We start from the raw sequence: 25,156 nt of genomic DNA, 5'->3' as shown, positions 1-25,156 counted from the left end.
TGTCCCATTCATCGCAGAGACAAACGCCGGTAAAGAAGACTCGTCAACAGCACGATGATTCCAAGCAGTACATACATGACAGTGTATCCAATAACCGGCAACATCAAGCCGAGTACAACCGGACCGAGTCCATTTCCGATATCAAAAAAAATAAGAAACGTCGCCGTTGCACGTGCTTTTCCTTCGCGCGGGACAGCTTTCACAGCCATCGTCTGACTGATCGAAGAGAGATTGCCGAATCCGAGTCCAATCAACAGGCTAGCGAATAGAAAGACAACGGCATCAGTTGCACTACTCAGGAAAAACAGTCCGACGGCAAACAGGAGAAAGGCAGGATACATGACGACGTCGGGTCCGCGCTGATCCATCAAACGTCCCGTAACAGGACGTGAAACCAAAACCGTCAATGTGTAGACGATAAAGAAATAACTGGCAGCAGTGATTAGATTACGCTCGATGGCAAATAAACTGATATACGAGAGGATACTGGAAAAACAAAAAGTCATCACTAAAATAAGCAAGCTGATGGGTAATGCTTTTCGTTCAAACACATGCGTCCACTTCAAATACGAAGTCGGAGTATTTATTTTCTTCGATGGAACCGAAAGGAACCATCCACACATCATACTCAGGACTGCCAGCAGCAAACAGAATAGAAAGATTGTCGTAAACCCTGTCCGGGGCATCAAAAACAGTCCAACGAACGGACCGATTCCGGTGGCCAACGCTGTACTTACTGCAAAGTAGCCGATGCCCTCTCCGCTTCTTTCTTCCGGAATTGTCAAGACGACGATCGTTCCGATGATAGTTGTTGCAATCCCCATCGCAAAACCATTTAATAAACGGGTTAAGGCCAAAAAAACAAATCCAAAATCCAAAATATAGAGAGCCATCGTCAGGGCAAAGAACAGTAATCCAAAGCGTAACAAGGACTGACCGTTCACTTTCGACAAAAGCATCCCTGTCACGAGACGCCCCACCAACGCACCGATGATAAAAATACCTGCGACTACCCCCGCCTGACCAGTCGTCGTACCCAATTCATTAAGTGCATACAGTGTGATGATGGAATTTAGCAACAGATACATAAAAATCAAGAAAAAGTTGATACTTGATAACATCACGAATTCTTTTGTCCATAAAGACCGTTTCTCCATCTGCTTCAAGATGAGTGCCTCCAAAAATCACGGCAACTCCAGTTAAACTTAAAACACAAAACGCTCGCCATCTTCCGGCACGATCAGTTGAGAAGAAAAGTGATGTTCATCGGCAAACGTTCTTAAATCCGTCCGAGACAATGCCCAGTGATTCACAGCTTCCATATGCACGGATAAAATCATAGCCGCTGGAGCTGCCTGATGGACAGCTAAGACGTCTTCCGCTCCCATCACCAGGGATCCACCTTCAACAAACTGGTTATCGCCCGCGTTGACGACGATGACTTTCGGTTGATGCTGCTTGATCACTTTCTCCACTTCTTCATACCAGACCGTATCGCCAGCGATGTATACTGTCTTTTCATCCTCATGTTTAAAGACGACTCCGCATACCGAACCGGCGATTTCCAAAATGGGTCCTCTGCCATGTTCACCTTTTGTTTGAATCAATTGAATCCCTTCAAAAACGGTATCTTCTTGTAACACTTCGACGTTTTGGAAGCCGCTGTTTCTGATTTCTTGGGCATCCTGTTCATTCTGAGTGAACAACGGCATGTCTTTTGATAGTACTTCTTTCGCCACGTCGTCCCAATGATCGAGGTGCAAATGTGTGACAATGACCGCATCTGCATCAATAATAGAGTCAAGTGAAACCGGCAAGTCGTTTAACGGATTTTTTTGATCTTGTCGTGCCGAATTCGGAAATGCCGGATAGGCTCCCTTATTTGCTAAAAACGGGTCAATCAAAAACGTTTTGCCGGCATAGTCCAGTTTTAACGTTGCATTGCGGATATGTTGGATGTTCATGTGTACCACTCCTTTTCGTTGTTAGGAGCCTAGTATATAATTTGAACGTCATCCCGATACAGAGCTTACTGAAGGTATTTTTGCCGTTTTACTTTACTTATGAAGGGATTTGAAATCGTGTTGGATCAAACGGACTTACAAATCATCAACGAGCTGTCACAAAACAGCCGGATCACGATGAAAGAATTGGGTCAAAAAATTCACTTAAGTGGACCCGCAACATCGGCCCGGGTCTTGAAATTAGAAGAGCAAGGCATCATCGAAGGGTATACGATTCTTCTCAACCCCGTAAAGATGGGTTATACGATTCATGCGATGATTAGTATCTATACGAAAGATACCCATCACCAGCCGTATCTCTCGTTTCTCAAAAAACATCCATTATATGTTCTGAATAATTATAAAATCAGTGGGGACAGTTGTTATCTATTGGAGTGTCGTTTTCCATCGAACAAGGAACTGGATTCGTTTTTAACTGAATTAAATGAGCATGTGAATTATCAGTTATCGATCGTGATTAACAAATGAGTAAACTTTACTTCACGATTATGAACACACGAGAGCCTTGCCTCCGTTAACCGGAAGCAAGGCTCTTTTGAATTGCCATGATGTTTTTCTCTCTATTAGATACCTTCGTAAGCGAGTTCCATGATTTGACGGAGTTCCGTCACGAGCGGCATTTTCGGATTCGCAGTCGTACATTGATCCTCAAACGCATCGACGGCCATCTTGTCGAGTTTCGCTTCAAAGTCGGCTTTTTTGATTCCTTGGGCTTTGAACGACATCTTGATGTTGAGGCGTTGTCCGAGTTCACTGACAGCTTGGATGAATGATTCGACACCTTGTTCTGTCGTCGCTGCCGGCAGACCGAGGTAACGGGCGATTTCCGCATACCGTTCATCTGCAATAAACGATTCGTATTTCGGGAAAGCGGCCAGTTTTGTTGGTTTTGTTGCATTGTAACGGATGACGTGCGGCATCAGGATCGCATTCGTCCGACCGTGTGGTGTGTGGAACTCCCCACCGATTTTGTGTGCGATCGAGTGGTTGATGCCGAGGAAGGCATTGGCAAACGCCATTCCGGCCATCGTGGACGCATTGTGGACTTTTTCGCGTGCTTCGGCGTCTGAACCGTTATCGTAAGCGCGTGGCAAGTACTCAAAAATCATCTTGATTGCTTTTAATGCCAATCCATCCGTGTAGTCGTTCGCAAGGACAGAGACGAAAGCTTCCGTCGCGTGGGTCAGGACATCCATCCCTGTATCGGCCGTGATAGAGGCAGGCACCGTCATGACGAACTCCGGATCAACAATGGCGACGTCTGGTGTCAACGCATAGTCAGCAATCGGATACTTAACGTTTTTCTCTTTATCGGTGATGACAGTGAACGGTGTGACTTCTGATCCCGTACCGGATGTCGTCGGAATGGCGACGAACTTCGCTTTATTACCGAGTTCCGGGAATTTATAGGCCCGTTTCCGGATATCCATGAATTTTTGACGGAGGTTCGAGAACGTTTCGTTTGGCTGCTCGTAGAACAACCACATCCCTTTCGCAGCATCCATCGCCGATCCGCCACCGAGGGCGATGATCAGGTCCGGTTTAAAGTCACGCATCGCCTGGGCACCGACTTGAACGGTCGTCACGGATGGATCCGGTTCGACTTGGTCAAAGATCCGGTAGCTGACGCCTGCAGGCAAGTTACGGATGACTTTGTCGGCATAACCGAACTCAACCATCGATTGGTCGGTGACGATCAATGCTCGTGAGACATTTTGAATCGATTTCAAGTATTGAACCGAGTTTTTCTCAAAGAAAATCTTTTCCGGTACTTTGAACCACTGCATGTTCACGCGTCGTCTCGCCACCTTTTTGACATTGAGTAGATGTTTCGCCGTTACGTTTTCTGAGACCGAGTTTTTCCCGTATGATCCGCAACCGAGTGTGAGTGACGGTGTCAATTCATTGTAGAGATCGCCGATTCCGCCGTGTGCTGACGGACTGTTGACGAGAATCCGGCAGGCTTTCATCCGGAGACCAAACGCTGTCATCAACTCATCATCTGTTGTGTGAATAACCGCCGTATGACCGAGTCCGCCGATTTCAAGCATCCGTTCCGCGACATGGAAGGCGTCATTCGTTGACGCAACGCTGTACGCACCGAGAACCGGACTTAGTTTTTCGTGTGATAACGGTTCTTCAGCCCCGACTTTTTCGAGTTCCGCGACGAGCATGACGGTGTTGCCCGGAACATCGATGCCGGCTTTTGCTGCAATCCATGTCGCAGGTTTTCCGACGATATCCGCATTGACGGCACATGTATCGGTTTTGATGACGAGTGCTTCGAGACGTTTTTTCTCATCCGGTGTACAGAAGTAACAACCGAGTGCTTCCATCTCTGCCCGGACTTCCGCATAAATTTCCTGGTCGACGATGACGGCTTGCTCGGACGCACAAATCATTCCGTTATCAAATGTTTTGGAGAGAACCAAATCACTGACGGCGCGTTTGATTTTAGCTGATTTTTCGATGTAACACGGTACATTACCCGGCCCGACACCAAGTGCTGGTTTACCGGTTGAGTAAGCGGATTTGACCATGCCGGCTCCGCCTGTCGCGAGGACCATCGCGATGTCGGTATGGTTCATCAAAACTTTTGTTGCTTCAAGTGACGGTTGTTCGACCCACTGGATACAATCTTTCGGTGCACCCGCTTTGACGGCCGCATCGCGTAATGTTTTCGCTGCTTCGAGGGAACAGTTTTGTGCTGATGGATGGAAGGCGAACACAATCGGGTTACGCGTCTTGATCGCGATCAACGCTTTGAACATCGTCGTTGACGTCGGATTCGTCACCGGTGTGACGCCACAGACGACACCGACCGGTTCCGCGATGTACGTGATACCGTTTTGGACGTCTTCTTCTAAAATCCCGACCGTTTTTTCATTCCGGAGACTATTGTAGATGTATTCTGTTGCGAACATGTTTTTGATCATTTTATCTTCAAAGACACCGCGTCCTGTCTCTTCAACCGCGAGACGCGCCAGTTCGACGTGACGTTCAAGACCGGCGAGCGCCATGTCCCGCACGATCGTATCGATTTTCGTTTGATCAAATGTCAGTAATTCTTGAAGTGCTGTTTGACCTTTCGCGACGATTTGATTGATTGCTTGTTCGACAGGTGAGACATCTTGTTTGATTTTTTCTTTGACAGCCATGTTAGGTTTCCTCCCTATTTTGGAACGAATCTGAGTCTGCAATTCCCTATTAGATGTTAGGAATGCCAAGCTGATTTTCAATAGTTTGTGCTTTCCTTCACAAATCAATCATACCGCCTTTTGTTACATTTGTGCATGGCTATCCTGTGAACTATTTCACATGAATGATAGCGTTTTCAAAGAAACAACCTGTTCTGACGTAAGGATTCGCTTTTTTGTACCGCTCCTGTGATAACTGTCACAGCAATCGATGAATCTGCTTGTCTGACCAATCGTTCATCGTGTACGCTAGGAATAGTTCCATCATTCATTTGTCTTAAAGGAGGAAGTTTCAATGTCAGTCGTTAATCAAATGCTTGCGTTTAATCAACAGTTCGTTGAAGAAAAACAATACGAACCATTCATCTCGGATAAGTTCCCGGATAAGAAGGTTGTGATTCTGACCTGTATGGATGCACGTTTGACGGAGCTCCTTCCCCACGCACTTGGTCTGAAAAACGGTGATGCGAAAATCATCAAAAATGCCGGAGCCGTCCTGTCCCATCCATTCGGATCTGTCATGCGGTCGATTCTCGTCGCGCTCTATGCTCTTGGAGCAGAGGAAGTCATTGTCATCGGACATCATGACTGCGGCATGAGCACGATTGACCCGGCGAAGATGATCGCCGAGATGCAGGATCGTGGCATCAATGAACAGGTTCTGCACACGCTGGATGCTTCCGGCGTCGATTTGAAGCAATGGTTACGCGGCTTCACATCGGTCGAAGAAAATGTCAGCCACTCGGTCGGACTGATCAAAAACCATCCATTGTTGCCACCGGGCACGGAAGTCCACGGACTTGTCATCGATCCGGGAACAGGTAAACTCGACCAAGTCGATTGCTGAATCACGTTTTAATGAAGAAGAAAGGTATGGCCAACCTCAATTTGACGTCGGTCATACCTTTTTTGTGTTTTTTTCTTGACAGTCAAAAGATCGGTCTGTATGATACTTTAGTATAGTACAGTGATACCAAAAGAAAGTGTGGTTTTAGTTCATGTTTAATGCAGTCATTATTGCCGTTGCTCTATTATTTCTTTTAGCCATCTTCCGGGTCCATATCGTCCTCGCGATGGTTCTCAGTGCCGTCGCCGGCGGACTGATCGGCGGTCTCGGCATCAACAAGACGATCGCGACGTTTGCTGAAGGACTTGGCGCCGGGGCCGAAATCGCCCTCAGTTATGCCTTACTCGGTGCGTTTGCTGTCGCCTTGTCGAAAACCGGACTTCCGGATGCGTTGGCACATGCTCTGATCAACCGTTCAAAAGGATCCGCTGACGCGGCGTCAGTCAAGAAGTTAAAAGGCTTTATCGTCTTTGCAATCTTGTTGCTCGCGATCAGCTCACAAAACGTCTTGCCGATTCACATCGCCTTCATCCCGATCATCATTCCACCGCTCCTCGGTCTGTTTAATGAGATGAAGATTGACCGTCGCCTGATTGCCATCGTCATGACGTTTGGTCTCGTCACACCGTACATGTTCCTGCCGGTCGGCTTCGGGGATATCTACTTGAACCAGATCCTTTTGCCGAACATTTCGAAAAACGGAATGGACACGGCTGGTGCTTCCGTCATTCAGGCAATGGCGATTCCGGCACTCGGAATGCTCGTTGGTCTGTTGATTGGTCTTTACGTTTACCGGAAACCACGGGAATACGAAATGAGGAACATCGCACCGGACGACTATGAGATTCCCGTCATCACGAAAACAAAATTGTTCCTCAGCGGACTCGTCGTCCTCGCGACACTCGCTGTCCAGCTGACGACCGAATCGATGATTTTTGCTGCGACAACAGGTCTCGTCCTGTTTCTCCTTCTTCGTCTCGTCCGCTTCAGTGAAGCAGACGATGTCATCACCCGAGGTATGCGAATGATGTCGTTCATCGGATTCGTCATGATTTCAGCGAATGGATTTTCGAACGTCATCCGGAAAACCGGTGACATCGATCCGCTCGTTGAGAATTCAAAAGCCTTGATGGGCGATTCCCAACTCGTTGCCGCTTTCGTCATGCTATTGATCGGACTGCTCGTCACAATGGGGATCGGCTCGAGTTTCTCGACGGTTCCTGTCATCGCTGCGATTTTCGTCCCGCTTTGTGTCCAGTACGGATTCAGTCTGGAAGCGACGATTGCTATCATCGGGACGGCCGGTGCCCTTGGGGACGCCGGAAGCCCGGCATCCGATTCGACGCTCGGTCCAACAAGTGGACTGAACGCTGACGGACAGCATGATCACATGCGGGAAACCGTCATCCCGACATTCCTGCACTACAATCTGCCGCTGCTCGTTTTCGGAACGATTGCCGCGATGGTGTTATAAAAAGTATGTTTTCAGGAACCAATGCCGTAATCGGTATTGGTTCTTTTTTTTGAATCATTTTGCTTCATTAAACGGGCTGTACCTTCTACTTAAAGATGCTTAGTAAATATTTGCTTCGTCAGATTAAAGATTTTTTCTTTCATTTTCCGGCTTTCTTCTCTAATATAAAGGAATGAAGTGAAGCTGAAGGAGTGTTCGATGTGTTATCTCAAGTTGTTAATAACGTTTTATTATACCTCGCTGATCTAGGGTATTTCGGTATTGCCTTAGGATTGATGATTGAGATCATTCCGAGCGAAATCGTCTTGTCTTACGGTGGATTCATGATTTCCCAAGGAACGATCGGTTGGCCGCTTGCCGTTGTTGCTGCTGTCATCGGCGGTTTGTTTTCGCAATTATTTTTATACTGGTTTGCCCGTTACGGCGGTCGACCATTGATTTTAAAATACGGAAAGTACCTGCTGATTACGGAACACCATCTCGATCTCGCAGAACGCTGGTTCCTGAAATACGGACAAGGCGTCATTTTCGGAGCCCGCTTCATTCCAGTCGTCCGTCATGCGATTTCGATTCCAGCCGGTCTTGCAAAAATGGATCAGACGAAATTCTCATTCTACACTGTCCTCGCCATCATTCCCTGGTCGATTCTTTTCCTCTACCTCGGTGAGACGCTCGGAACGAACTGGCGCTCGATTAAAGAAGTGGCCGCACCTTATACGAACGGTGTCCTGATTGCTGCTGTCGTTATGATTCTCTTATATGTCTTCCTGAAAAAGCGTCAACGTACAACCTAATTCAAGTTTTGCAGTCTGTCCCCGCGGCAGACTGTTTTTAAAAAGGAGCGACTTATCTTGGATACTTCCAACACATTAAAAATTCACCTCGACCGCGTTACGGCGTCTCAAGTTACCGGTAAACACATTGCCACGGGATTGACGATTTCAGGACAAATCATGATGATTGAAGAAATTTATGATACAAAACGACATCGGAACGTACTGCATGTCCATCGTCTGCATGACCAATGGCGGACAACGACGATCATCGCTCAGGCCGAAACAGATTTCAGTTATGTCGACTCATTTTCTGACGGACGGATTCTCCTTGTCGCTTCACGATGCGACGATGATATCGACGGTTTGTGGCTGCCGAATGCTTTTATTTACGATTCAGCGGGACATCTCCTCGATAGTTTTTGTCTTGATGACGGGATTCAAAACGTCCATATTGATGAAAAAAACCAAATTTGGGTCAGTTACTTCGATGAGGGCGTCTTTGCCGATGCCGTGACCAATTCGGTTGGTTCCTTTGGATTAGTAGTCTTCGATGAATTTGGACAAGCCGTTTTTAAGAACAAGGATTATCCGATTGATGACTGTTATGCGCTGAACGTCTGTGCGTCGGACGATGCCTGGTTCTTTTATCATCCGGATTACCGGGTCGTCCACTTTCATCAAGGAAACAGTACAAGCTATCAAGTCCCGCGTCGGCACTTTTCAGATTTCGTCGTCCAAGGCGGGTATTTGATTTCAACGGACAATGAACATACGTATTTGCTAAAGCGGGAAGGCGATAGGTATGTCGAGATGGCACGGATTTTATTCGAGTCGGAAAAAGGCTCTCCGCTGCAAGGAACCATCAAAATGCGCCAAAACCGAATCGTCCTCTCTACGGATACCCGTCTTTATGCGGGAACGTTTACAGATTTCATTCCAAAATGACAAGTTGCCGAATCCCTTCATTTTGAAGGGGTTCGGCTTTTTTTCATTTCTTTTCATTTATATTAGGAAAAACGAAAATGTTTTCAGAAAAAGCTTTCAATTCTCTTTTTTAAGATAGTATACTCATGGTTATAGTGTTTCGGACTTGTCTGACAAGTTCAAGAGTAATCATTTTTTGGTACATGGGGGTACTTATGGAATCGAACTTAAAGCGGGAATTAACAGCACGACAAGTACAAATGATTGCCTTAGGGGGGACCATCGGCGTCGGTCTATTTCTTGGATCGTCAAGTACGATTGCCTGGACCGGTCCATCTGTCATTCTTGCCTACATGTTGGCAGGGGCCTTCATCTTTTTAATCATGCGCGCCTTAGGTGAGATGGTCTACACCCATCCACACACCGGATCGTATGCAAAGTTCGCGAATGATTACATTCATCCGGCAGCCGGCTTCATGACGGCGAGCAGCAACATTTTCAACTGGGTCATTGTCGGGATGAGTGAAGTCATTGCCGTCGGGACCTACATGCGGTTTTGGTGGCCGGATCTACCGACCTGGATTCCGGGTGTCGTCGTCATCGTCATCCTGACGCTTGCGAACCTCGCCTCGGTCAAAATGTTTGGTGAACTCGAATTTTGGTTTGCCTCCGTCAAAGTTATCACAATTATCCTGATGATCATCGCCGGTCTCGGCATCATTCTGTTTGGTTTCGGAAACGACGGGACGCCGATCGGCTTCTCAAACCTGTGGTCACACGGTGGCTTCTTCACCAACGGCGTCAGCGGCTTCTTCTTCGCCCTCTCGATTGTCTTCGCGTCTTATATCGGCGTTGAACTAATCGGTGTGACAGCCGGGGAGACGAAGGATCCGGAAACGAACATCACCCGTGCCATCAACGGCGTCATCTGGCGGATCCTGATTTTCTACGTTGGAGCAATTTTCATCATCGTCACCGTCTATCCATGGGATCAGCTGGCAGATCTCGGCAGCCCGTTTGTTGCGACGTTTGCTAAAGTCGGGATTACAGCCGCAGCAGCCGTCATCAATGTCGTCGTCATCACGGCTGCGATGTCCGGTTGTAACTCCGGCATCTTCAGCTCGAGCCGGATGATTTATACGCTCGCGGAAAAAGGACAAATGCCGTCGCTTTTCCTGAAGGTCAACAAAAACGGGATTCCCCTGTATACGGTGCTTGCCGTCTCAGCCGGAATCTTCGTCGGTGTCATTCTCGACATCGTCCTGCCGCTGTTCCTCGGGAAAGACACGAACATCTTTGTCTATGTTTACAGTGCGTCGGTCTTACCGGGAATGGTACCCTGGTTCGCCATCCTGATCAGCCACATCCAGTACCGGAAAATCGAAGCCGACCGGAGTGCCGCCCATCCGTTTAAAATGCCCGGCGCACCGTACACGAACTACATCACGATTGTGATGCTGCTGATCGTTCTCGTCGGCATGTTGTTTAACGATGAGACACGTGTCTCAATTTTGATCGGAATCGTGTTCCTGATTGTATCTGGCATCTACTACGTCGTACGCACACCTAAATCTTCTTAAAAAAAGCGCTGTCTCCGGCTGAAAAATCCGGAGACAGCGTTTTGTCATTTCTTCAAGGCTCCGCGCGCGTTGAGTGCGGCAAATACGACCATCGCAATACTCAAAACGGCAGCGACGATGACACCCTGCGTATAAACACTCCAATCAATCGTCTCGCGTAACAGGACGGCCCGCATCCCTTCCATGATATATGTCGTCGGATTGAGCGTCGCGGCAATTTTTAGCCACTCCGCCTCAATCAACTCTTTCGGGACGAACGTCGTCGATAAGAAAATCAACGGGAAAAACAGCAATGTCCCGGCTTGTGCCGCCTGGGCGTTCCGCGTCTTCAAGGCGACACCGACGGAATAGCCGGCGAACGCGAGACCGAAGCCGAGCGCGAGGACAATCGTCAGGAAAAATCCGCCAATGCCTGCCGGAATCGACAGTCCGAGCAAAAAGCCCATTCCGAAAATCAATAATGTCTGAACGAATAATTGCAACATCCCGGCGAGCATCGGTCCGAGAACGATTGCCGTCCGTGAGACCGGCGTCAACAGCAAGCGGGCAAAATAACCGCTCTCAATATCTTTGACGAGTGCCTGCCCCGCTCCCCCGGCTCCGCCGACGGCACCGGACACGATTGAGACGGGCAGGATGAAGTTCAAGTAGTCGACGCCGCCGAACTGGGGCAGACTCGAGATGCCGGACAAACCGCTCGTATAAACAAGCAGGAAAAAGACACTGATGATTAAGTTCGGGATGAACGAAAACGGATTCCGTAAGGTCACGAGCAGACTGCGTTTCGTTAAAATCAAGGTTTCCCGCCACATATCAGCTCTCCTCCTTATAGGCCTGACCCGTTAATTGAATGAAGACATCATCGAGCGACGGCTGTTTAACGACAAGCGAACGGGCTGTCACGTGCTGTTCATCGAGATAGCGGACGACCTGCTTCAGCGTCTCTGTCCCGTTGGACGGCAAAATGATCAGACCCTTCTCGATCCGACCATCAAACGCCTGCCGGAAAGCCTCGCTCGACTGTTCCCCTTCAAGGACGACCTCGATCCGTTCTGTTCCGTTCAGCGCTTTCAGCTCTGCCGCTGTCCCCTCGGCAATCAGCTTCCCGTCATTGATGATGGCGATCCGGTCTGCCAGCTGATCGGCTTCTTCCAAGTACTGTGTCGTCAAAAAAATCGTCGTTCCGTATTCTTCATTCAGACGCCGAACTTCCGTCCAGATTTGCTGACGGCTTGCCGGATCCAGTCCGGTCGTCGGTTCATCCAAAAACAGTACGGTCGGCTGATGGACAAGTGTCAATGCGAGATCCAGCCGGCGTTTCATCCCGCCGGAATACGTGCCGGCGCGGCGTTTCCCGTCTGCCGATAATCCGACGAGTTCAAGCAATTCAACGGCCCGCCCGACGGCTTTGTCGTGTGAAAAACCAAACAGTTTTCCTTGCAGCACGAGTAACTCCTCACCTGTCAAATCATTGTCGATTCCAGTTTCCTGCAGGGCAACACCAATCTGCAGCCGGACGTCTTTTTGGTTTCGCTGAATGTCGTACTGGTTGATCGTTGCACTGCCGGACGAGACGGCAATCAATGTCGTCAGCATTTGAACCGTCGTCGATTTACCGGCACCGTTCGGACCGAGAAAGGCAAAAATCTCTCCCTTGTCGACATGAAAGGAAATCTGATCCACGACTTTTTTCCCGTTATATTCCTTCGTCAACCGGTCTACTTCAATCATGTTCATCCGCCCTTCCATTGGTCAGACAATCGTTCAGTCACTTCCTTATTTTTATCATTACCCGTTTTTTTATCGGTTGCACAAAAAAGGACAAATCCCAAATTGGATTTGTCCCTCGGTTTCTTCAGTTAGATGACATCATGCACGACAGAAGCGACAGACCACTTTTCTTTTAAGGCTCGAATCTGTTCCTGTCCTTCATAGGAATTCATCCATAGATTCATGACATCCAGGACTTCGGTCTGTCGATCCTGAATCAGATAACTTTTTTCGGCCGGAATCCACTTTTCAGTGATTTTCGGAGCCCCTAGCCGCGTATCCAGCGACGCATAATAAATCGCTTCAACCGTATCCGTGATCATGACATCGACTTCGCCGGTCGCGACAGCTACCGGGATAGCCAAATTATCGGCATACATGACGATATGGGCTTGATCAAAAGTCTGCCGGACGAATTGTTCGTTCGTTCCTCCTGGGTTTAAGCCGATTGTCACGTCCGGTCGATTGATTGCCTCGATTGACGTCAACAGGTCGAGATCCGTTGTCCGGACGAGCGGTGTCTTTTGAAACGACAGGTAACTTTTCGTGAAGTCACCGACGATTTCGCGTTCGATGTTTTTCGTGACACCACCGACGACCATATGAAATTTTCCGGCACGCAGATCACGGGTCAGTGTTCCCCATGTCGTTGGAACAAACTCGACTTCAAGACCGGCTCCTTCCGCAAACGAACGGATGACATCGATGTCAAACCCTTCATATTGGTTGGTCTGACGGTTCAGGTACGTAAACGGTTTATAATCTCCGGTCGTTCCGACGACAATCTTCTTCTTGGTGAATACATTTTGTTTACTAACGCTGAATGAACCCATCGCATTCTTTAATCGTGTCGCTACCATGAGACCGGAAAGCAACAGACTTCCTCCAAGTGCCAATCCTCGTTTATTCACTCTGCCCGCTTCCTCTCTCTGTCTGACACTCTGTTTTGTATAATACTCAAAACAGTACCATATTGTTCTAACGGTTCCAACAATTTTTTGATTATTTCGTCAAAAAGAGGCAATGTTCTTTCATCAAGTCCTCTTGATTGCAGGATACACTTACTTTCTTCCATACTGACAGAGAACGAATCAACGAATGGGAGGAATGGAAGATGAGTAACGTATTCATTATTGGAGCAAACGGAAAAGTCGGTCGTCAGGTGGCGAAACAATTAAGCGGATCGAGTCACGACGTCCGCGTCGGATTACGTTCAAAAGAACAGTATGCCGATTTTGAAGCCCTCGGGGCAACACCGGTTTTTCTCGATTTGGAGCAGGATGTCGCGTCGATTCAAGATGCGATCCAAGGCAGTGACATCGTCATCTTCACAGCAGGATCCGGCGGTCACACCGGTGCCGACAAAACCATTTTGATTGATCTCGACGGAGCGGCAAAATCGGTTGCGGCAGCAGAAGGGATTCAGGCAGGCCAGTTCATCATGGTCAGTGCGTTAAATGCCGATTCGCCGGAAACGTGGTCCGACAGCATGAAACCGTATTATGTCGCGAAACATTATGCGGATCGTCTGTTGCGTGAAAGTTCTCTTGCCTATACGATTCTGCGCCCGGGCGGCCTGACGGACGAGGCGGGAATGGGAGCGGTGACGACGGATCCGGCATCAACGGACGAAACGACGATTGCCCGCGAGGATGTCGCACGTGTCGTCGTCGCATCAATCGGACAACAGTCGGCATTCCACCAAACGATTCCGTTATTGACGGGTCAAACCGCGATTGCTGAACTGTTTGCTTAACTAAAAAACGAGCTGATCCATTGGATCAAGCTCGTTTTTTTGATTCAGGAAGCCTGTTTGACTTCGACGATATGTGCCTGTTCCCGGCGAACTGCTGTCAAAATCAATGTGACCACAAGCGTCACGAGCAGAATAACCGCCAATCGTAAGAGATAGGTCGAGATATCACCGTCAAAATACAGCAACCGGGTCAAACCGCCGACGGCATTCGGAACCGGCAGATAATGACCAATCGTTTGGTAAAACGGAGCCAGCATCGAAGACGGAACGATATTGCCCGCCGTCATCAGTTGGAACGGAATCAATGCGACATTCACAAGCGGGGCAATCGGACCAAAAATTGTGAAGTTCATCTGCGTGACACTGATACACGTTGCTGTCAGCAACAGTTGGAACGCCCATACTTTCAAGAATGATGTCTCGATATCGGCAAAGGCAAACGCAAGCGATACCATGACGAGCGGAACAACCAGCAGGACGATCCCGTGTAACAGTTGTTTGCTCCAAAAGAGTGACCATTTCGGAAAACGTTTTTGGAGAATTTGTGTCACGAGATTAAATTGAATTCCCATCGTCATGACGGCAATATAAATCACGAATCCAAGCAACAACGGCAACATCGACATTGAGAAATCGGATACCTCGTGTTCGATGATGATGTCCGATTGGATAGCCGGTTGACCGTTGATTCCTTTGGCGATTTCAGCTGTCGCCTGTTTCAGAATACCGTTCGCGAACTCGGCATTTGCCTGGTTGACATGAAACGTCATTTGTTTTGCATCGGTCAAGTCTGCCGCAAGCACCATCTCGACGTTTCCGGCATCGAGTTGTTTCATTCCTTCCGCTTCGGACGAAACGGCTTTGACGGTAAACGGACTATCGGCTTTGAGGTTTTGATATAGTCCTTCCGTCGTTGCATCTTTGACGACGGCGACGCGTAACTGATCCAACCGGTCCGTCGCGCCGTGGTAACCGGTCATCCAGACGACAAGGAACAAGACCGGAACAATCAAGGCAAACATTAACCCGACTTTCGTTTGTGTGATGGACCATACTTCTTTAAAACTCTTCATGTAATGTACTCTCCTTTTTATATGCATTACTTATAATAGCATGTGCAACTATTAGTTTAAAAAGAGAAACCACTTACGTCACATTTTTGTAAATGGTCTCGAGTGTTTTGATGAATTGTTTAATCTCTTTTTTCGACAGACCAGAAAACGCCTGCTGCTGGAGTTCATCGAGCGTCGGTTCGAGCAGCTGAATCGTCTGTATGCCTTCTTTCGTCGTCAACAAAATGAAAGCCCTCCGGTCTCTCGGATCCGCTGAACGAATGACAAGACCTTTCTTCACGAGCTTATCTAGGATTTTTCCCACTGTCGTCTGATCCCGCTCGGTCGTCAACGCCAACTGTTTTTGTGAGATGCCTTCCTGCTTATGCAGCTCACTCAACACTGAAAATTGTTCCGGTGTCAGGCCATGTTGTTCCATCCGTTTCGTGGCAGCCCGTTTAAAGGAAAGATAGCTGCGTGACAATTGCATACCAAGTGACCAATCCGCTTCTTTCATTAAGACTCCCCACTTTCGGCATAATAGTTGCACTACTTATTAATTGAACTTATTTACTATATGCCGGAATCGGTGGATTGTCAAACAGATGTCTGATTTTCTCTCTTTTTATCGTTATAGACAGCATTGCGGTCTTTCAATCGGGTCATTGCAGCCATCACTTTATCGAAGTCCGACAAATCATTCGGGTGATTCGGTGTCGTTAAGATGTGCGCGACTCGGCGATACATGATTTTTTCCTCGTATCCCATTAACACGTAGATCGCCCGATGAAAGTTTTCATTTTCCTCCCAGTCGACATCCCCGTAGACAACCCGGTAATAGGCGCCTTCACTATGTTGCGGAGCAGGAATATCAATGTAATCAATCGGCTTTTTATGAATGGCCATGTTTCCACTTCCTTCTGATTGTTTAATTTAAGACGTAAACGATTTAACCGATTCGATATGGGCATCCTTGATTTCTTGTTCAACCTGCGATTGTTGCTTGAGCTGCTTATAGACAGCATCAACTTGCGCTGGTGTTAAACGGTTGACGGTCGCCAGTTTCTTAATTGTCCGGTGTAACTCATTCCGTTTGATGACGTGGACATGACTCGAATCCACCTTGATTTTTTTTAGTTCACAGCGCTCGCTGAAGACGATGACCGAATGGAACACTTCTTCTCCGATCGTGCCTGCTAAAAACTGCTCCATACTTTTGAGGTGTTGCTCATTTTGTTTAATCGGATTATAGAACTTTTGTTTGTACCGGTTTTTAAACATCTGAGTCCACTGCCGGTCCGCTTCTTTTCCAAAAATCCAGCCGCTGTAATTTTTCGACTCGAGCACGTAAATGCCACTCTCATGGATAAACGTCACGTCGATTTCCGTCAATCCTTTTCCGCGCGCTTTCGGGACATACGTATTCATGACAAATTTCCCGTAGCCGCCGACTTTTTCAAGTTGCCGGGTCGTTAAATATTCTCCCCAAATCCCTTTGTCACGGACGGCCTTCAGAAACCGCTCTTGCGTAACCTGCTTATATGTACTCTTTTCAAACGACCGCCGGCGGAAATAAAATAAACTGCCGAGCGTAACCCCGAACCCGACCAATAGGACACTACCCATCAGAAGCAACGTCGGAATCAGCGTTTCTAACAAATCTTCCACACTTTTCATTCCTTTCTTTTTTAAATCCTTAATTTTCCACTATTTCAGAATAAACGGTATTCTTTTCAATTTCCACTAATTGTTACATCATTCTTGTTATGGTACGGTGAGGGAAAGGAGGGATTTTATGCTGGACTCATTTTTTTCGATTTGGTTGCCCTTTATTCTATTGATTCTGTTTTGGCAATTCGTCTCGCAACAACTTGTAAAACAAAGGGTCATGCAGCAACAGCTCCTGCGCGAACTGACCCGGATTCAGGAACATCTCGGCATGACGGATGCCGCAAGCAGTCATACCTTACTCAATGAACAAATCCAACGTCTTATTAATGAGCATCAAACGGTCGAAGCCATCAAGCTTGTCCGGGAAACGCTTGGTTATCCGTTACTTGAAGCGAAACAATATGTCGATGCGTTCAAAGATACCTCGTCCGAGAATCGTTAAATGAACAACAGGCAAGTCCTCCGTTATTTCGGAAGGCTTGCCTGTTGTCATGTTCAACGGACTTGTTCCAGCAATCCTACATGATTACTGTACATTTCAGTTTTTCGAACGTGATCCTTATATATAAAATGGCTTGCACCATTTTCAGTCAGCGTTAGTCTGATTCAAATTTCTGAATCAATTGATCGATCTGGCGAACAAACGGCAGGATATCTTTCTCATCCGTCATAATTCGGTGTAGTACTTCTTTTCCTTCAATATACAAATAAGCATAATGACGATTTGAGTTTGTCTCTTTCGTCAAGCAAGCGGTTAAAAGATGATTCGAATGATGTAGTGTATGTGCAGCTAAATGAATCAATTCCTTCGTTAACACTTCCCTTGCTTCATCCGTCGCCTCTTCCTCGAACAAACGGACAAGGGGTTCTAACAATTGAGCTTTGGTTGTAGAACGCAACTGTGCGTATCGAATCTCAACCGTTATGTTTTCAGGCTGTTCTTTTTTCTCTACAAGAAATAAGGGAGGTCTGATTATGGTCTTGATAAAGGATGTGAATGTGTCAATGGTGATCTCAGACATTCTGGAAACTCCTTTCTGACAGAATTCAAGTTATGATTATTCCGGATGAGGACATGCAACGAAAGAAACCACTTTAGTTCCCTATTTTCATCCGAAATTAAGTATAACATTTACCAGTTTTATTAGGGAATTTTATCTTCTGTTCATGACAAAAAAACACGCTACAGAATTTTACCAATCTGCCACGTGTTTTAAACTCTTTTTTTTACACACCGTCAATCCGTTTGAATCAAATCTTGCAGTGAGTATGCCTTGAGTGCTTCCGAAAATTGAAAAAATGCATCATCAAACGCTTCTTTCATATTTCCCAGATTTTCATCTTCATGGACGGCTGGAATACTTTCAAGATAAGAGACCTTTTCAAAAAGCTGTACGATTTCACCCAACGTGATGTCCAACGGATCTTTCGCCAACTTAAAACCTCCGTTACGTCCCTGATAGGATGTGATGAGTCCGAATCGGCTTAGTGCATGAACAATTTTCATTAAATGATTTTTCGAAATATCATAATAATCGGCTACTTCTTGAATTTGAACGAGTCGAGTCGGGTGAAGAGTCGTATACAATAGTACTCGAATCGCATAATCCGTCGATCGAGTCATTTTCATTATTTCCACCTACTTTGTTCTCTATATCACTTATAGTACAAAAAAAACGACATAAGATATAGTTTTAAGTGTTATGAAATGTATCTATTTTTTTGCTGAAATACGTTTCCTTTAAACATGTACAGGAAATACTTAATATATAAAGAACGATTATAGGAAGGAGTTCACTCATATGAAATTTTTTAGTGGTTCGGACTTTTTAGTATTTATCAAAAGACAATTCTCTGAAGAACGCTACCGGGTCGATCCGACGTATTTAACTGCTAATTCAGCTAAAATTTCCGTTTTCCGTCGCGAATTTTCTGAAGAGCGGATCATGGATATCGAATATCTGCTGTTTTTACCGACACTCGAAAAACGAATTTTCATTCACGGCATTCGGCATCCATCCAATTATCAATTTTTTCTAGAGAGTTTTGAGCCTCTTGATGAATTAATTGGATCCATTCATCACTTAATAGAATAAAGTCCAGACTGATCGTCTGTATACTACCATCAAAAATTTAATAGAAGTTCCATTGATGAAACGGGTCAAAACCTCTCCCATAACATGTATAATCATAGTATGTTATTCACACAGCGATTATCAGGGACACGAACTACGTATCTCCGTTGTCCGCTGTAGAAAGAGGTCATGATGAAATGGATATTCAGTAAAATTACCCGGACCTTTTCAGGACTGCTACTATTAAATTTTATGATTTTAGTGTGCGTGACGATGGGTGCCTATTCCTATTCCATTCAGCAACTAGAAGAGAATAATGTCATGCTGTTGCGTTTGACCAATCAAAAAACTGCTGCACGTGAGATTTGGAATGATTTGCAGGAGACGAATATTGAGATTCAGGAAGCCTTATTAAATGAAACACCGGCTTCTCTCGGACTGTCGAATGACTTAAAGCGGACAAAGCAGGATCTTGAACATTTGGCGCATACTTACCCGTCCCCAGAAACAGATTCTTACTCAAAAACGGCAATGATTTTAATACAGTACTACGAAAAAATATTGATTCCATTGACGGAAAATCGACAGTCCGCCAACCGATATACCGATTTTACCGCCATGCGACGGATGTTAAAGGATGCGTCCTTCGTCATCCCGTTGCAATCGACTATGAGCGGGACAGAACGTTCTTCACTCGATACCATGTATTTTTTTTCGACGACCCGACAAGCAGCGGATCAATATATCAACTCTATTCATACACTGGAAAAAAGAGCACAGCAGACACTTGCCGATCAGATGCGAACGACCCTTTGGAAAACGTTGACAGTTCTTGTTGCTGTCTTTTTCCTTTTAAACAGCTGGACGTTCCGATTCATGCAACGGTTGACAAATGATCTCGTTCGTCTGGTCAAGCAAACAAAAAATCCATATGCTTATTCTTCGATGCCTCTGATCAAACGACAGGATGAAATCGGCGTCCTCGCCAAAGCCATGCAGAACATGATGACGATGCTTGCGTTTCAACAATCCGAAACAGATCGTGCCAATCAGCAATTATCAAGCCGGAACCGTGAACTTTCTGACAGCCTGTCGGAAAAAAACAAAACGGAAATCAAGCTACAACTTCAGACGGATCTTGCCCGTCACTTATTGGAATACGAGACGTTTCACTGCACGCAAGATTTGCTACGGGATGTGGCCCGATCGTTCGGCTTACCGGAGTTGAAGCTGACTCTGGTTTCGAGGCAAGAAGAAGTCATTTACCGGCAAAATCCTTTGTCTGAAGGCAGCATCCCCCGGCTGGCGCAGCCTGTCAGAGAGGATCAATACCTTGTTGAACGGATTATTCCATTGCTGAATTCGCGTGAAGCTGAACCGTTTGCCTTGTTGACATTCACTGACCCGACGGCAGAAGTATATGAAAAGCTTTCGGCAGTCAGCGATATTCTGTCACTCGGGATTTTGCGAATCGAGCATATGCGGGCACTGAAAGAAGATAAACAGCACGTCCAACGGATTTTGGACAGCCTTCGAGAAGCCGTCATGTACGTCAATTTTCCCGATTCACGATTGATTCACAATGGGACGTTGGTCACTATGTTCCCCGAATTACGAGACCTGCCGGATACTTTGCATGATTTTGAATCCATCATGGCCATCCTTCGCCGGGTCTTTACTGAAAAAGAGGCCCTTACCGACTATATGAAACAATTAAAAATTCATTTAGCGAACGGCCATGCCATGGACGCCCAAGATTTCGAAGTCAGCAGGAATCGTCACGTCCGTCTGTATACGGAATTTCTGCCGGACAGCAAAGGTATCATCTTTGTCTTAAGTGAACGGACGGCTGAAGTCGAAGCGGTACAAAAGGAGCATGCCTTCATTTCAATGATTTCACATGAACTCCGGACGCCCCTAGCCTCGATTGAAGGATTCAGTGAGCTGATGATTCACCGCAACGTCTCCGGTGAAAAACAATTGAAATATTTAAAAACTGTCCGCAGTGAAGCCCAACGCTTAGGTAAGCTTGTCACCGCTTTCTTGGACTATCAACGCTTGAGTCACCAAAAGGAAGTCTATTCGTTTGAATCCTTTGACATAGCAGCTTTGGTACAGGAAGTAGCCGACTGGATGAATGTCTCCAACACCTCCCATCAGGTCCTGTTTGATTCGGCTCATACGACCTGTACGATTGAAGCGGACCGTGGAAAAATACGTCAACTGCTGACGAACCTTTTGGGTAATGCAATCAAATACTCGCCGTCGAGTCCGAAGATCGAGGTCCTGCTCGACTGCAGTGAGGAAGAGGTTGTCCTGACAATCAGCGATAACGGACTCGGCATTCCGAAACAAGACCTACCGTATTTGTTCGAGTCCTTTTACCGTGTGGAGCGCAACGACCATAAGCGGATTCAAGGAACCGGACTCGGGCTGATGATTTGTAAGGAAATCGTCGAAGCTCATTCCGGACAAATTTCTGTTTCATCCGAACTGGATGTCGGAACGGATTTCCTAGTCCGGCTGCCGATGGTGCAACGGACCAAAGACGGAAAACCATAAATTGATTTAAAGACAGAGGAAGTGAATACGTATGGATTATGAGTTAGATCGTATCATTTATTACTTGAACCGAGATTTTCGCAATCATCTCGGATCATTCTCAGGCACGATTTTGAAAGATACCTCGCCGGCCATTATCTTAATTGAGGATCATGTCCGGCGGCATTTAGCGTATGCCTTATATCAATATCCGGAATTCGTCTCTGAAATCGAAGAGACGATTTTCCGGTGTCTCATCGATGTCCGGGGGGAAAAAGAATCGGAAGATCCAACGGAAATCTTTATTGCTAAAGCCCAGTTATATTCTCCCTATCATTACCTCATCACATTTTTGTAAGGAGTGGACTGCAGTATGAAAATAACCGGAACCGCCTTGTTAATCGTTGATATCATCAATAAAATGGATTTTGAAGGCGCAGAAAATCTGCTTGCTGAGACACGCCCCATATTGAAGTCTTTGATCGACCTTAAACATATATGTAAAGAACATGATATACCGGTCATTTATGTAAATGACAATTTTGGTTTATGGCAAGAAAACGTTGATCAGATTGTCGAAGAGTGCCGCGGCGGGCTCGGCGATGTCTTCGTTCAAGCGTTGCATCCGCAAGAAGATGATTATTTCATCATCAAGCCGAAACATTCCGGTTTTTACGGGACACAGTTGGATATTCTCTTAAAGCATCTCAATATCTCACGCCTGATCATTACGGGCATCACGACCGACATGTGTATCCTGTTTACGGCAAACGACGCTTATATGCGGGAATACGAAATCTGGGTGCCAAAAGACTGTACCGCAGCCGAGACGCAAGATGCGAAAGAGCACGCATTGGAAATTCTCCACACGACATTATCCATTGATTGTTCCAGCAGCAGTGACGTATCGTTCGACTAAAAGGAGGACAGCATCATGTTGCAATACTTTTCAGGAACATGTGAGACGGCACGAAAACGACTCCTCGAAACCGCACTGCATCATTTGCCGACAAAATACCCGTCTATTTCACACCTGCCGATCAACCAGGCACAAAATGCCAGCTGCGACTTGATTCATGCGAAACGTGAGGGAAATCATGCGTTGCTCATTCTCAGCAGCGGTCTGCATGGAATCGAAGGGTTTACGGGGAGCGCGATGCAATTGCGATTTTTAGAAGAACATCTCGCCCGGCTTAACAGCAGCGAAGTCGATCTTTTATTCATTCACGCTATGAATGTAGACACCATGGACCATCACACTTATGCACCGTTTCGTGGTGTTTTCATCCCGAAGGCGGGCTCCGGTAGTCGATTCGGACACTTCCCGTTTTCGTTCCAAACAGTAAGCCGGTTACTTCCAATCGGTCCCGGTCGTTTGTTCAAAAGCGCCACAACCGTACCAGTTCCTCAACCGATAAGTATTCATTTTGACGGACAGCCGCCTGACCCGTATATTCATGACGTCCTTTCTGCAGTTTCCGACCTCATCACTCCCTACTCGCACGTTTTGTTTCTTGACTGTCACACGGGTCACGGCCTCCAGACAGAAGTTCAACTGGTCCTGCCTTCCGCTGATTGCCGCACACCGGATCATTTAAAAGAATTCACCCGTTATCCGATTGTCGAACATCCACTTTATCTCTTTGAAGGTGAATGGTTGAACTCACTGTATCAGTGGACGCATGAAAAGCAGATTGGTTTCCTTGGACTGATCATCGAATGCGGAACAGCTAAAGACTCATCCGGTTTTCGACTGCCTCTACAAGCGATCTTTACCGAAAACCGGCTTTGGCGTCAGCATGTCATGAACGAAACGGATTTGCTCTTTTCGCATATGGTGGAATTAATGAATGATCCGTTGAACTATCCGTTGCTCAAGCGGAATCTGACTTGGTCGTCCTCCTGATAACTGCCTGCATCACCGGTCCAAATCATTTTCTAAAACATTACATTTTGATGACAATCCTTCCCCTTTGGTTTTCGTTTTTCTTAAACAGGTATATATATCATGTACGTTTTATATATGTTTTTAATCTGAGGGAGGAATGAATCATGTTCAGACACCAAAAGGAATTACAGTTCGAAGTTAAGGTCGACCGGCCGGATCCGAAACTTGCACGGGCTGTCCAGGAAGTATTAGGCGGACAATTTGGGGAAATGACCGTCATGATGCAGTATCTGTTCCAAGGATTCAACTGTCGGGGAAATGAAAAGTACAAGGATATGCTGATGGATATCGGCACGGAAGAAATCGGTCACGTCGAAATGTTATGTTCTTTAATTTCGCAATTGCTCGACGGTGCTTCACCCGACGACCAAGCTGAGGCGGCCAAGGATCCTGCCATCGCCGCAATTCTCGGTGGAATGAATCCGCAACACCTTCTTGTCAGTGGACTCGGCGGACTTCCTTCCAATTCAAACGGGGTGCCGTGGAACGGTTCCTACATTGTCGCGAGTGGTAATCTCTTGGCGGATATGCGATCCAACCTCCATGCGGAATCGCAGGGGCGACTTCAGGTCGCACGTCTCTATCACATGACGAACGATGAAGCAGTCCGGACAACACTCCGGAAAATGCTGGCCCGCGACCGGTATCATCAATATCAATGGATGGCAGCCATTGAAGAGCTGGAAGAGAAAAACGGCATCGTCGTCCCGGCCACGTTTGCGCCGGAAGATGAAATGGAAGCCCAGCCGCATGCTTATGAATTTTGGGACTTGTCGGAAGGAACGGCTTCAAAAGAAGGACGCTGGGCGCAAGGAAGCGCACAGGATGGAACCGGTGAATTCGTGTATCTCGAAAATCCGGCACCGCAGGGTCAAATTCCAAATCCTGAAGTTCCGGCACACAATCTGCACCATGATTTGAATGAACCGCCGCAAAAACGAGGCGTCGCGGATACAGTCAAACGCATTCTAAAGGACAAGGAGTGAGGCAGGATGGCGAAACAACTGGCGTTGCACGAGACGTTGGAAATCCATGAAATTATGACGATGAAGCAATCCTGTCTTGTCAAATCTTATGCACTTAGCCCGCTCGTCAAAGATAAAAAGTTAAAAAAACTGATTGAACAGGACATCAAAGAATCAGAACGTGCACTAAAAGAGCTACAATCTTTATTCCATTGATTCCACCAGACGAACGACCGGAGGTGCTTTTTGTGACCATTCAAAAACAGATGAACCGTGCCAGCAAGAAAAGAGACGAACTGATCGCCATCGACCATCTCGTCAGTGCCAAATCACTCGTCCGCGCCTATGCCGTGGCCGTTACGGAAGCTGCTTCTCCCGATGTCAGAAAAATCCTGACGAAGCAGTTGAATCATGCCATTCAGACACATGCTGATATTGCGACTTACATGATTGAAAATGATATGTACCTGGCATACGATTTAAAAAAGCAGTTGAAGCATGATGAAGAAAAGATGAACCTGATTCAGGAATTGGTTCAGAGCAAGTAAACATTTCC

At 46.6% G+C, this 25,156-nt stretch carries 28 protein-coding genes; 16 read left to right on the top strand and 12 right to left on the bottom strand.

The features are described from left to right. Positions 1-8 precede the first annotated feature (8 nt). Together HNY42_RS07815 and HNY42_RS07810 are read right to left on the bottom strand one after the other, a co-directional pair. Positions 9-1,157 (bottom strand): MFS transporter, encoded by a 1,149-nt coding sequence (locus tag HNY42_RS07815; protein WP_255508443.1) that lies wholly within the window; start codon positions 1,155-1,157, stop codon positions 9-11. A gap of 48 nt (positions 1,158-1,205) precedes the next feature. After that, positions 1,206-1,964: an MBL fold metallo-hydrolase gene (locus HNY42_RS07810; protein ID WP_188004128.1), complete on the bottom strand. Its 759-nt coding sequence runs from the start codon at positions 1,962-1,964 to the stop codon at positions 1,206-1,208. A gap of 117 nt (positions 1,965-2,081) precedes the next feature. On the opposite strand from HNY42_RS07810, the gene HNY42_RS07805 reads away from it, so the two are divergent. After that, positions 2,082-2,492, top strand: coding sequence for an Lrp/AsnC family transcriptional regulator (locus tag HNY42_RS07805; RefSeq protein ID WP_188004127.1), 411 nt, complete (start codon positions 2,082-2,084; stop codon positions 2,490-2,492). A 95-nt stretch (positions 2,493-2,587) separates the two neighbouring features. On the opposite strand, the gene adhE is transcribed toward HNY42_RS07805, so the two are convergent. Further along, a complete protein-coding gene (adhE, locus tag HNY42_RS07800; RefSeq protein ID WP_188004126.1) occupies positions 2,588-5,182 on the bottom strand; it encodes a bifunctional acetaldehyde-CoA/alcohol dehydrogenase in 2,595 nt (864 codons plus the stop codon). Between the two features lie 334 nt (positions 5,183-5,516). Here adhE and HNY42_RS07795 point away from each other — a divergent pair, with 334 nt between their 5' ends. The 5 genes from HNY42_RS07795 to HNY42_RS07775 all read left to right on the top strand — a co-directional run bounded on the left by HNY42_RS07795 (position 5,517) and on the right by HNY42_RS07775 (position 10,822). After that, positions 5,517-6,068, top strand: coding sequence for a beta-class carbonic anhydrase (locus HNY42_RS07795; RefSeq protein WP_026828619.1), 552 nt, complete (start codon positions 5,517-5,519; stop codon positions 6,066-6,068). 151 nt (positions 6,069-6,219) lie between these two features. Continuing rightward, positions 6,220-7,542 carry a Na+/H+ antiporter family protein gene (locus HNY42_RS07790; RefSeq protein ID WP_188005389.1) on the top strand — a complete coding sequence of 441 codons (1,323 nt, stop codon included), beginning with the start codon at positions 6,220-6,222 and terminating at the stop codon, positions 7,540-7,542. 200 nt (positions 7,543-7,742) lie between these two features. Continuing rightward, entirely contained in the window at positions 7,743-8,336 is a 594-nt protein-coding gene (locus HNY42_RS07785) for an undecaprenyl phosphate transporter UptA (protein ID WP_131502864.1), read from the top strand. A gap of 57 nt (positions 8,337-8,393) precedes the next feature. Beyond that, entirely contained in the window at positions 8,394-9,263 is an 870-nt protein-coding gene (locus tag HNY42_RS07780; protein WP_131502865.1) for a hypothetical protein, read from the top strand. A gap of 194 nt (positions 9,264-9,457) precedes the next feature. Further along, complete coding sequence (locus tag HNY42_RS07775) at positions 9,458-10,822, top strand: amino acid permease (protein WP_188005388.1); 1,365 nt, start codon at positions 9,458-9,460, stop codon at positions 10,820-10,822. A 44-nt stretch (positions 10,823-10,866) separates the two neighbouring features. Here HNY42_RS07775 and HNY42_RS07770 read toward each other — a convergent pair whose 3' ends face one another. The 3 genes from HNY42_RS07770 to HNY42_RS07760 form a co-directional block, all read right to left on the bottom strand. Then, positions 10,867-11,634 carry an ABC transporter permease gene (locus HNY42_RS07770; protein ID WP_188005387.1) on the bottom strand — a complete coding sequence of 256 codons (768 nt, stop codon included), beginning with the start codon at positions 11,632-11,634 and terminating at the stop codon, positions 10,867-10,869. A gap of 1 nt (position 11,635) precedes the next feature. Continuing rightward, positions 11,636-12,553 carry an ATP-binding cassette domain-containing protein gene (locus HNY42_RS07765; RefSeq protein ID WP_188005386.1) on the bottom strand — a complete coding sequence of 306 codons (918 nt, stop codon included), beginning with the start codon at positions 12,551-12,553 and terminating at the stop codon, positions 11,636-11,638. A gap of 128 nt (positions 12,554-12,681) precedes the next feature. After that, positions 12,682-13,503, bottom strand: coding sequence for a transporter substrate-binding domain-containing protein (locus HNY42_RS07760; protein WP_188005385.1), 822 nt, complete (start codon positions 13,501-13,503; stop codon positions 12,682-12,684). Between the two features lie 203 nt (positions 13,504-13,706). On the opposite strand from HNY42_RS07760, the gene HNY42_RS07755 reads away from it, so the two are divergent. Continuing rightward, positions 13,707-14,348 carry an SDR family oxidoreductase gene (locus HNY42_RS07755; RefSeq protein WP_188005384.1) on the top strand — a complete coding sequence of 214 codons (642 nt, stop codon included), beginning with the start codon at positions 13,707-13,709 and terminating at the stop codon, positions 14,346-14,348. A 44-nt stretch (positions 14,349-14,392) separates the two neighbouring features. On the opposite strand, the gene HNY42_RS07750 is transcribed toward HNY42_RS07755, so the two are convergent. From HNY42_RS07750 to HNY42_RS07735, 4 genes are all read right to left on the bottom strand, one after another. After that, positions 14,393-15,421, bottom strand: a complete 1,029-nt coding sequence (locus tag HNY42_RS07750) for a YhgE/Pip domain-containing protein (RefSeq protein WP_188005383.1) — start codon at positions 15,419-15,421, stop codon at positions 14,393-14,395. A gap of 73 nt (positions 15,422-15,494) precedes the next feature. Then, entirely contained in the window at positions 15,495-15,917 is a 423-nt protein-coding gene (locus HNY42_RS07745; protein ID WP_012370122.1) for a MarR family winged helix-turn-helix transcriptional regulator, read from the bottom strand. An 80-nt stretch (positions 15,918-15,997) separates the two neighbouring features. Beyond that, entirely contained in the window at positions 15,998-16,306 is a 309-nt protein-coding gene (locus tag HNY42_RS07740; RefSeq protein WP_131973007.1) for a hypothetical protein, read from the bottom strand. Positions 16,307-16,333: 27 nt separating this feature from the next. Next, positions 16,334-17,077: a nuclease-related domain-containing protein gene (locus tag HNY42_RS07735; RefSeq protein WP_255508436.1), complete on the bottom strand. Its 744-nt coding sequence runs from the start codon at positions 17,075-17,077 to the stop codon at positions 16,334-16,336. 118 nt (positions 17,078-17,195) lie between these two features. On the opposite strand from HNY42_RS07735, the gene HNY42_RS07730 reads away from it, so the two are divergent. Continuing rightward, positions 17,196-17,513, top strand: coding sequence for a hypothetical protein (locus HNY42_RS07730; protein ID WP_255508435.1), 318 nt, complete (start codon positions 17,196-17,198; stop codon positions 17,511-17,513). 154 nt (positions 17,514-17,667) lie between these two features. Here HNY42_RS07730 and HNY42_RS07725 read toward each other — a convergent pair whose 3' ends face one another. Further along, positions 17,668-18,093 carry a hypothetical protein gene (locus HNY42_RS07725; protein WP_131973009.1) on the bottom strand — a complete coding sequence of 142 codons (426 nt, stop codon included), beginning with the start codon at positions 18,091-18,093 and terminating at the stop codon, positions 17,668-17,670. 215 nt (positions 18,094-18,308) lie between these two features. Next, positions 18,309-18,701 carry an RrF2 family transcriptional regulator gene (locus tag HNY42_RS07720; RefSeq protein WP_131973010.1) on the bottom strand — a complete coding sequence of 131 codons (393 nt, stop codon included), beginning with the start codon at positions 18,699-18,701 and terminating at the stop codon, positions 18,309-18,311. A gap of 172 nt (positions 18,702-18,873) precedes the next feature. On the opposite strand from HNY42_RS07720, the gene HNY42_RS07715 reads away from it, so the two are divergent. The 8 genes from HNY42_RS07715 (at position 18,874) to HNY42_RS07680 (ending at position 25,148) form a co-directional block, all read left to right on the top strand. Continuing rightward, positions 18,874-19,167: a hypothetical protein gene (locus HNY42_RS07715; RefSeq protein WP_188005382.1), complete on the top strand. Its 294-nt coding sequence runs from the start codon at positions 18,874-18,876 to the stop codon at positions 19,165-19,167. 171 nt (positions 19,168-19,338) lie between these two features. Next, positions 19,339-21,708: a sensor histidine kinase gene (locus HNY42_RS07710; RefSeq protein WP_188005381.1), complete on the top strand. Its 2,370-nt coding sequence runs from the start codon at positions 19,339-19,341 to the stop codon at positions 21,706-21,708. A gap of 31 nt (positions 21,709-21,739) precedes the next feature. Further along, positions 21,740-22,045: a hypothetical protein gene (locus HNY42_RS07705; RefSeq protein ID WP_131973013.1), complete on the top strand. Its 306-nt coding sequence runs from the start codon at positions 21,740-21,742 to the stop codon at positions 22,043-22,045. Between the two features lie 15 nt (positions 22,046-22,060). Beyond that, positions 22,061-22,606, top strand: a complete 546-nt coding sequence (locus HNY42_RS07700) for a cysteine hydrolase family protein (RefSeq protein WP_131973014.1) — start codon at positions 22,061-22,063, stop codon at positions 22,604-22,606. 15 nt (positions 22,607-22,621) lie between these two features. Further along, on the top strand, positions 22,622-23,593 hold the full coding sequence (locus tag HNY42_RS07695; RefSeq protein WP_188005380.1) for a DUF2817 domain-containing protein: 972 nt from the start codon (positions 22,622-22,624) through the stop codon (positions 23,591-23,593). 146 nt (positions 23,594-23,739) lie between these two features. After that, entirely contained in the window at positions 23,740-24,621 is an 882-nt protein-coding gene (locus HNY42_RS07690) for a manganese catalase (RefSeq protein ID WP_188005379.1), read from the top strand. Positions 24,622-24,627: 6 nt separating this feature from the next. Then, a complete protein-coding gene (locus tag HNY42_RS07685; RefSeq protein ID WP_131973017.1) occupies positions 24,628-24,816 on the top strand; it encodes a spore coat protein in 189 nt (62 codons plus the stop codon). Positions 24,817-24,848: 32 nt separating this feature from the next. After that, positions 24,849-25,148 carry a spore coat protein gene (locus HNY42_RS07680; RefSeq protein ID WP_255508434.1) on the top strand — a complete coding sequence of 100 codons (300 nt, stop codon included), beginning with the start codon at positions 24,849-24,851 and terminating at the stop codon, positions 25,146-25,148. The last annotated feature ends 8 nt before the right edge of the window (positions 25,149-25,156 follow it).

The organism is Exiguobacterium sp. Helios (assembly GCF_014524545.1).
Classification (GTDB): Bacteria; Bacillota; Bacilli; order Exiguobacteriales; family Exiguobacteriaceae; genus Exiguobacterium_A.
Note: the sequence above shows the minus strand (reverse complement) of the source record. Positions and strands in the feature narration are given on the sequence as shown.

Bases quoted from the DNA above. Each gene is read 5' to 3' on its own strand.
- HNY42_RS07810 (WP_188004128.1), bottom strand. From the start codon at position 1,964: ATGAACATCCAACATATCCGCAATGCAACGTTAAAACTGGACTATGCC.
- HNY42_RS07740 (WP_131973007.1), bottom strand. From the start codon at position 16,306: ATGGCCATTCATAAAAAGCCGATTGATTACATTGATATTCCTGCTCCG.
- HNY42_RS07700 (WP_131973014.1), top strand. From the start codon at position 22,061: ATGAAAATAACCGGAACCGCCTTGTTAATCGTTGATATCATCAATAAA.
- HNY42_RS07795 (WP_026828619.1), top strand. From the start codon at position 5,517: ATGTCAGTCGTTAATCAAATGCTTGCGTTTAATCAACAGTTCGTTGAA.
- HNY42_RS07790 (WP_188005389.1), top strand. From the start codon at position 6,220: ATGTTTAATGCAGTCATTATTGCCGTTGCTCTATTATTTCTTTTAGCC.
- HNY42_RS07775 (WP_188005388.1), top strand. From the start codon at position 9,458: ATGGAATCGAACTTAAAGCGGGAATTAACAGCACGACAAGTACAAATG.
- HNY42_RS07735 (WP_255508436.1), bottom strand. From the start codon at position 17,077: ATGAAAAGTGTGGAAGATTTGTTAGAAACGCTGATTCCGACGTTGCTT.
- HNY42_RS07690 (WP_188005379.1), top strand. From the start codon at position 23,740: ATGTTCAGACACCAAAAGGAATTACAGTTCGAAGTTAAGGTCGACCGG.
- HNY42_RS07745 (WP_012370122.1), bottom strand. From the start codon at position 15,917: ATGAAAGAAGCGGATTGGTCACTTGGTATGCAATTGTCACGCAGCTAT.
- HNY42_RS07730 (WP_255508435.1), top strand. From the start codon at position 17,196: ATGCTGGACTCATTTTTTTCGATTTGGTTGCCCTTTATTCTATTGATT.
- HNY42_RS07710 (WP_188005381.1), top strand. From the start codon at position 19,339: ATGAAATGGATATTCAGTAAAATTACCCGGACCTTTTCAGGACTGCTA.
- HNY42_RS07695 (WP_188005380.1), top strand. From the start codon at position 22,622: ATGTTGCAATACTTTTCAGGAACATGTGAGACGGCACGAAAACGACTC.
- HNY42_RS07770 (WP_188005387.1), bottom strand. From the start codon at position 11,634: ATGTGGCGGGAAACCTTGATTTTAACGAAACGCAGTCTGCTCGTGACC.
- HNY42_RS07815 (WP_255508443.1), bottom strand. From the start codon at position 1,157: ATGGAGAAACGGTCTTTATGGACAAAAGAATTCGTGATGTTATCAAGT.
- HNY42_RS07725 (WP_131973009.1), bottom strand. From the start codon at position 18,093: ATGTCTGAGATCACCATTGACACATTCACATCCTTTATCAAGACCATA.
- HNY42_RS07765 (WP_188005386.1), bottom strand. From the start codon at position 12,553: ATGATTGAAGTAGACCGGTTGACGAAGGAATATAACGGGAAAAAAGTC.
- HNY42_RS07705 (WP_131973013.1), top strand. From the start codon at position 21,740: ATGGATTATGAGTTAGATCGTATCATTTATTACTTGAACCGAGATTTT.
- HNY42_RS07685 (WP_131973017.1), top strand. From the start codon at position 24,628: ATGGCGAAACAACTGGCGTTGCACGAGACGTTGGAAATCCATGAAATT.
- HNY42_RS07750 (WP_188005383.1), bottom strand. From the start codon at position 15,421: ATGAAGAGTTTTAAAGAAGTATGGTCCATCACACAAACGAAAGTCGGG.
- HNY42_RS07720 (WP_131973010.1), bottom strand. From the start codon at position 18,701: ATGAAAATGACTCGATCGACGGATTATGCGATTCGAGTACTATTGTAT.
- HNY42_RS07755 (WP_188005384.1), top strand. From the start codon at position 13,707: ATGAGTAACGTATTCATTATTGGAGCAAACGGAAAAGTCGGTCGTCAG.
- adhE (WP_188004126.1), bottom strand. From the start codon at position 5,182: ATGGCTGTCAAAGAAAAAATCAAACAAGATGTCTCACCTGTCGAACAA.
- HNY42_RS07715 (WP_188005382.1), top strand. From the start codon at position 18,874: ATGAAATTTTTTAGTGGTTCGGACTTTTTAGTATTTATCAAAAGACAA.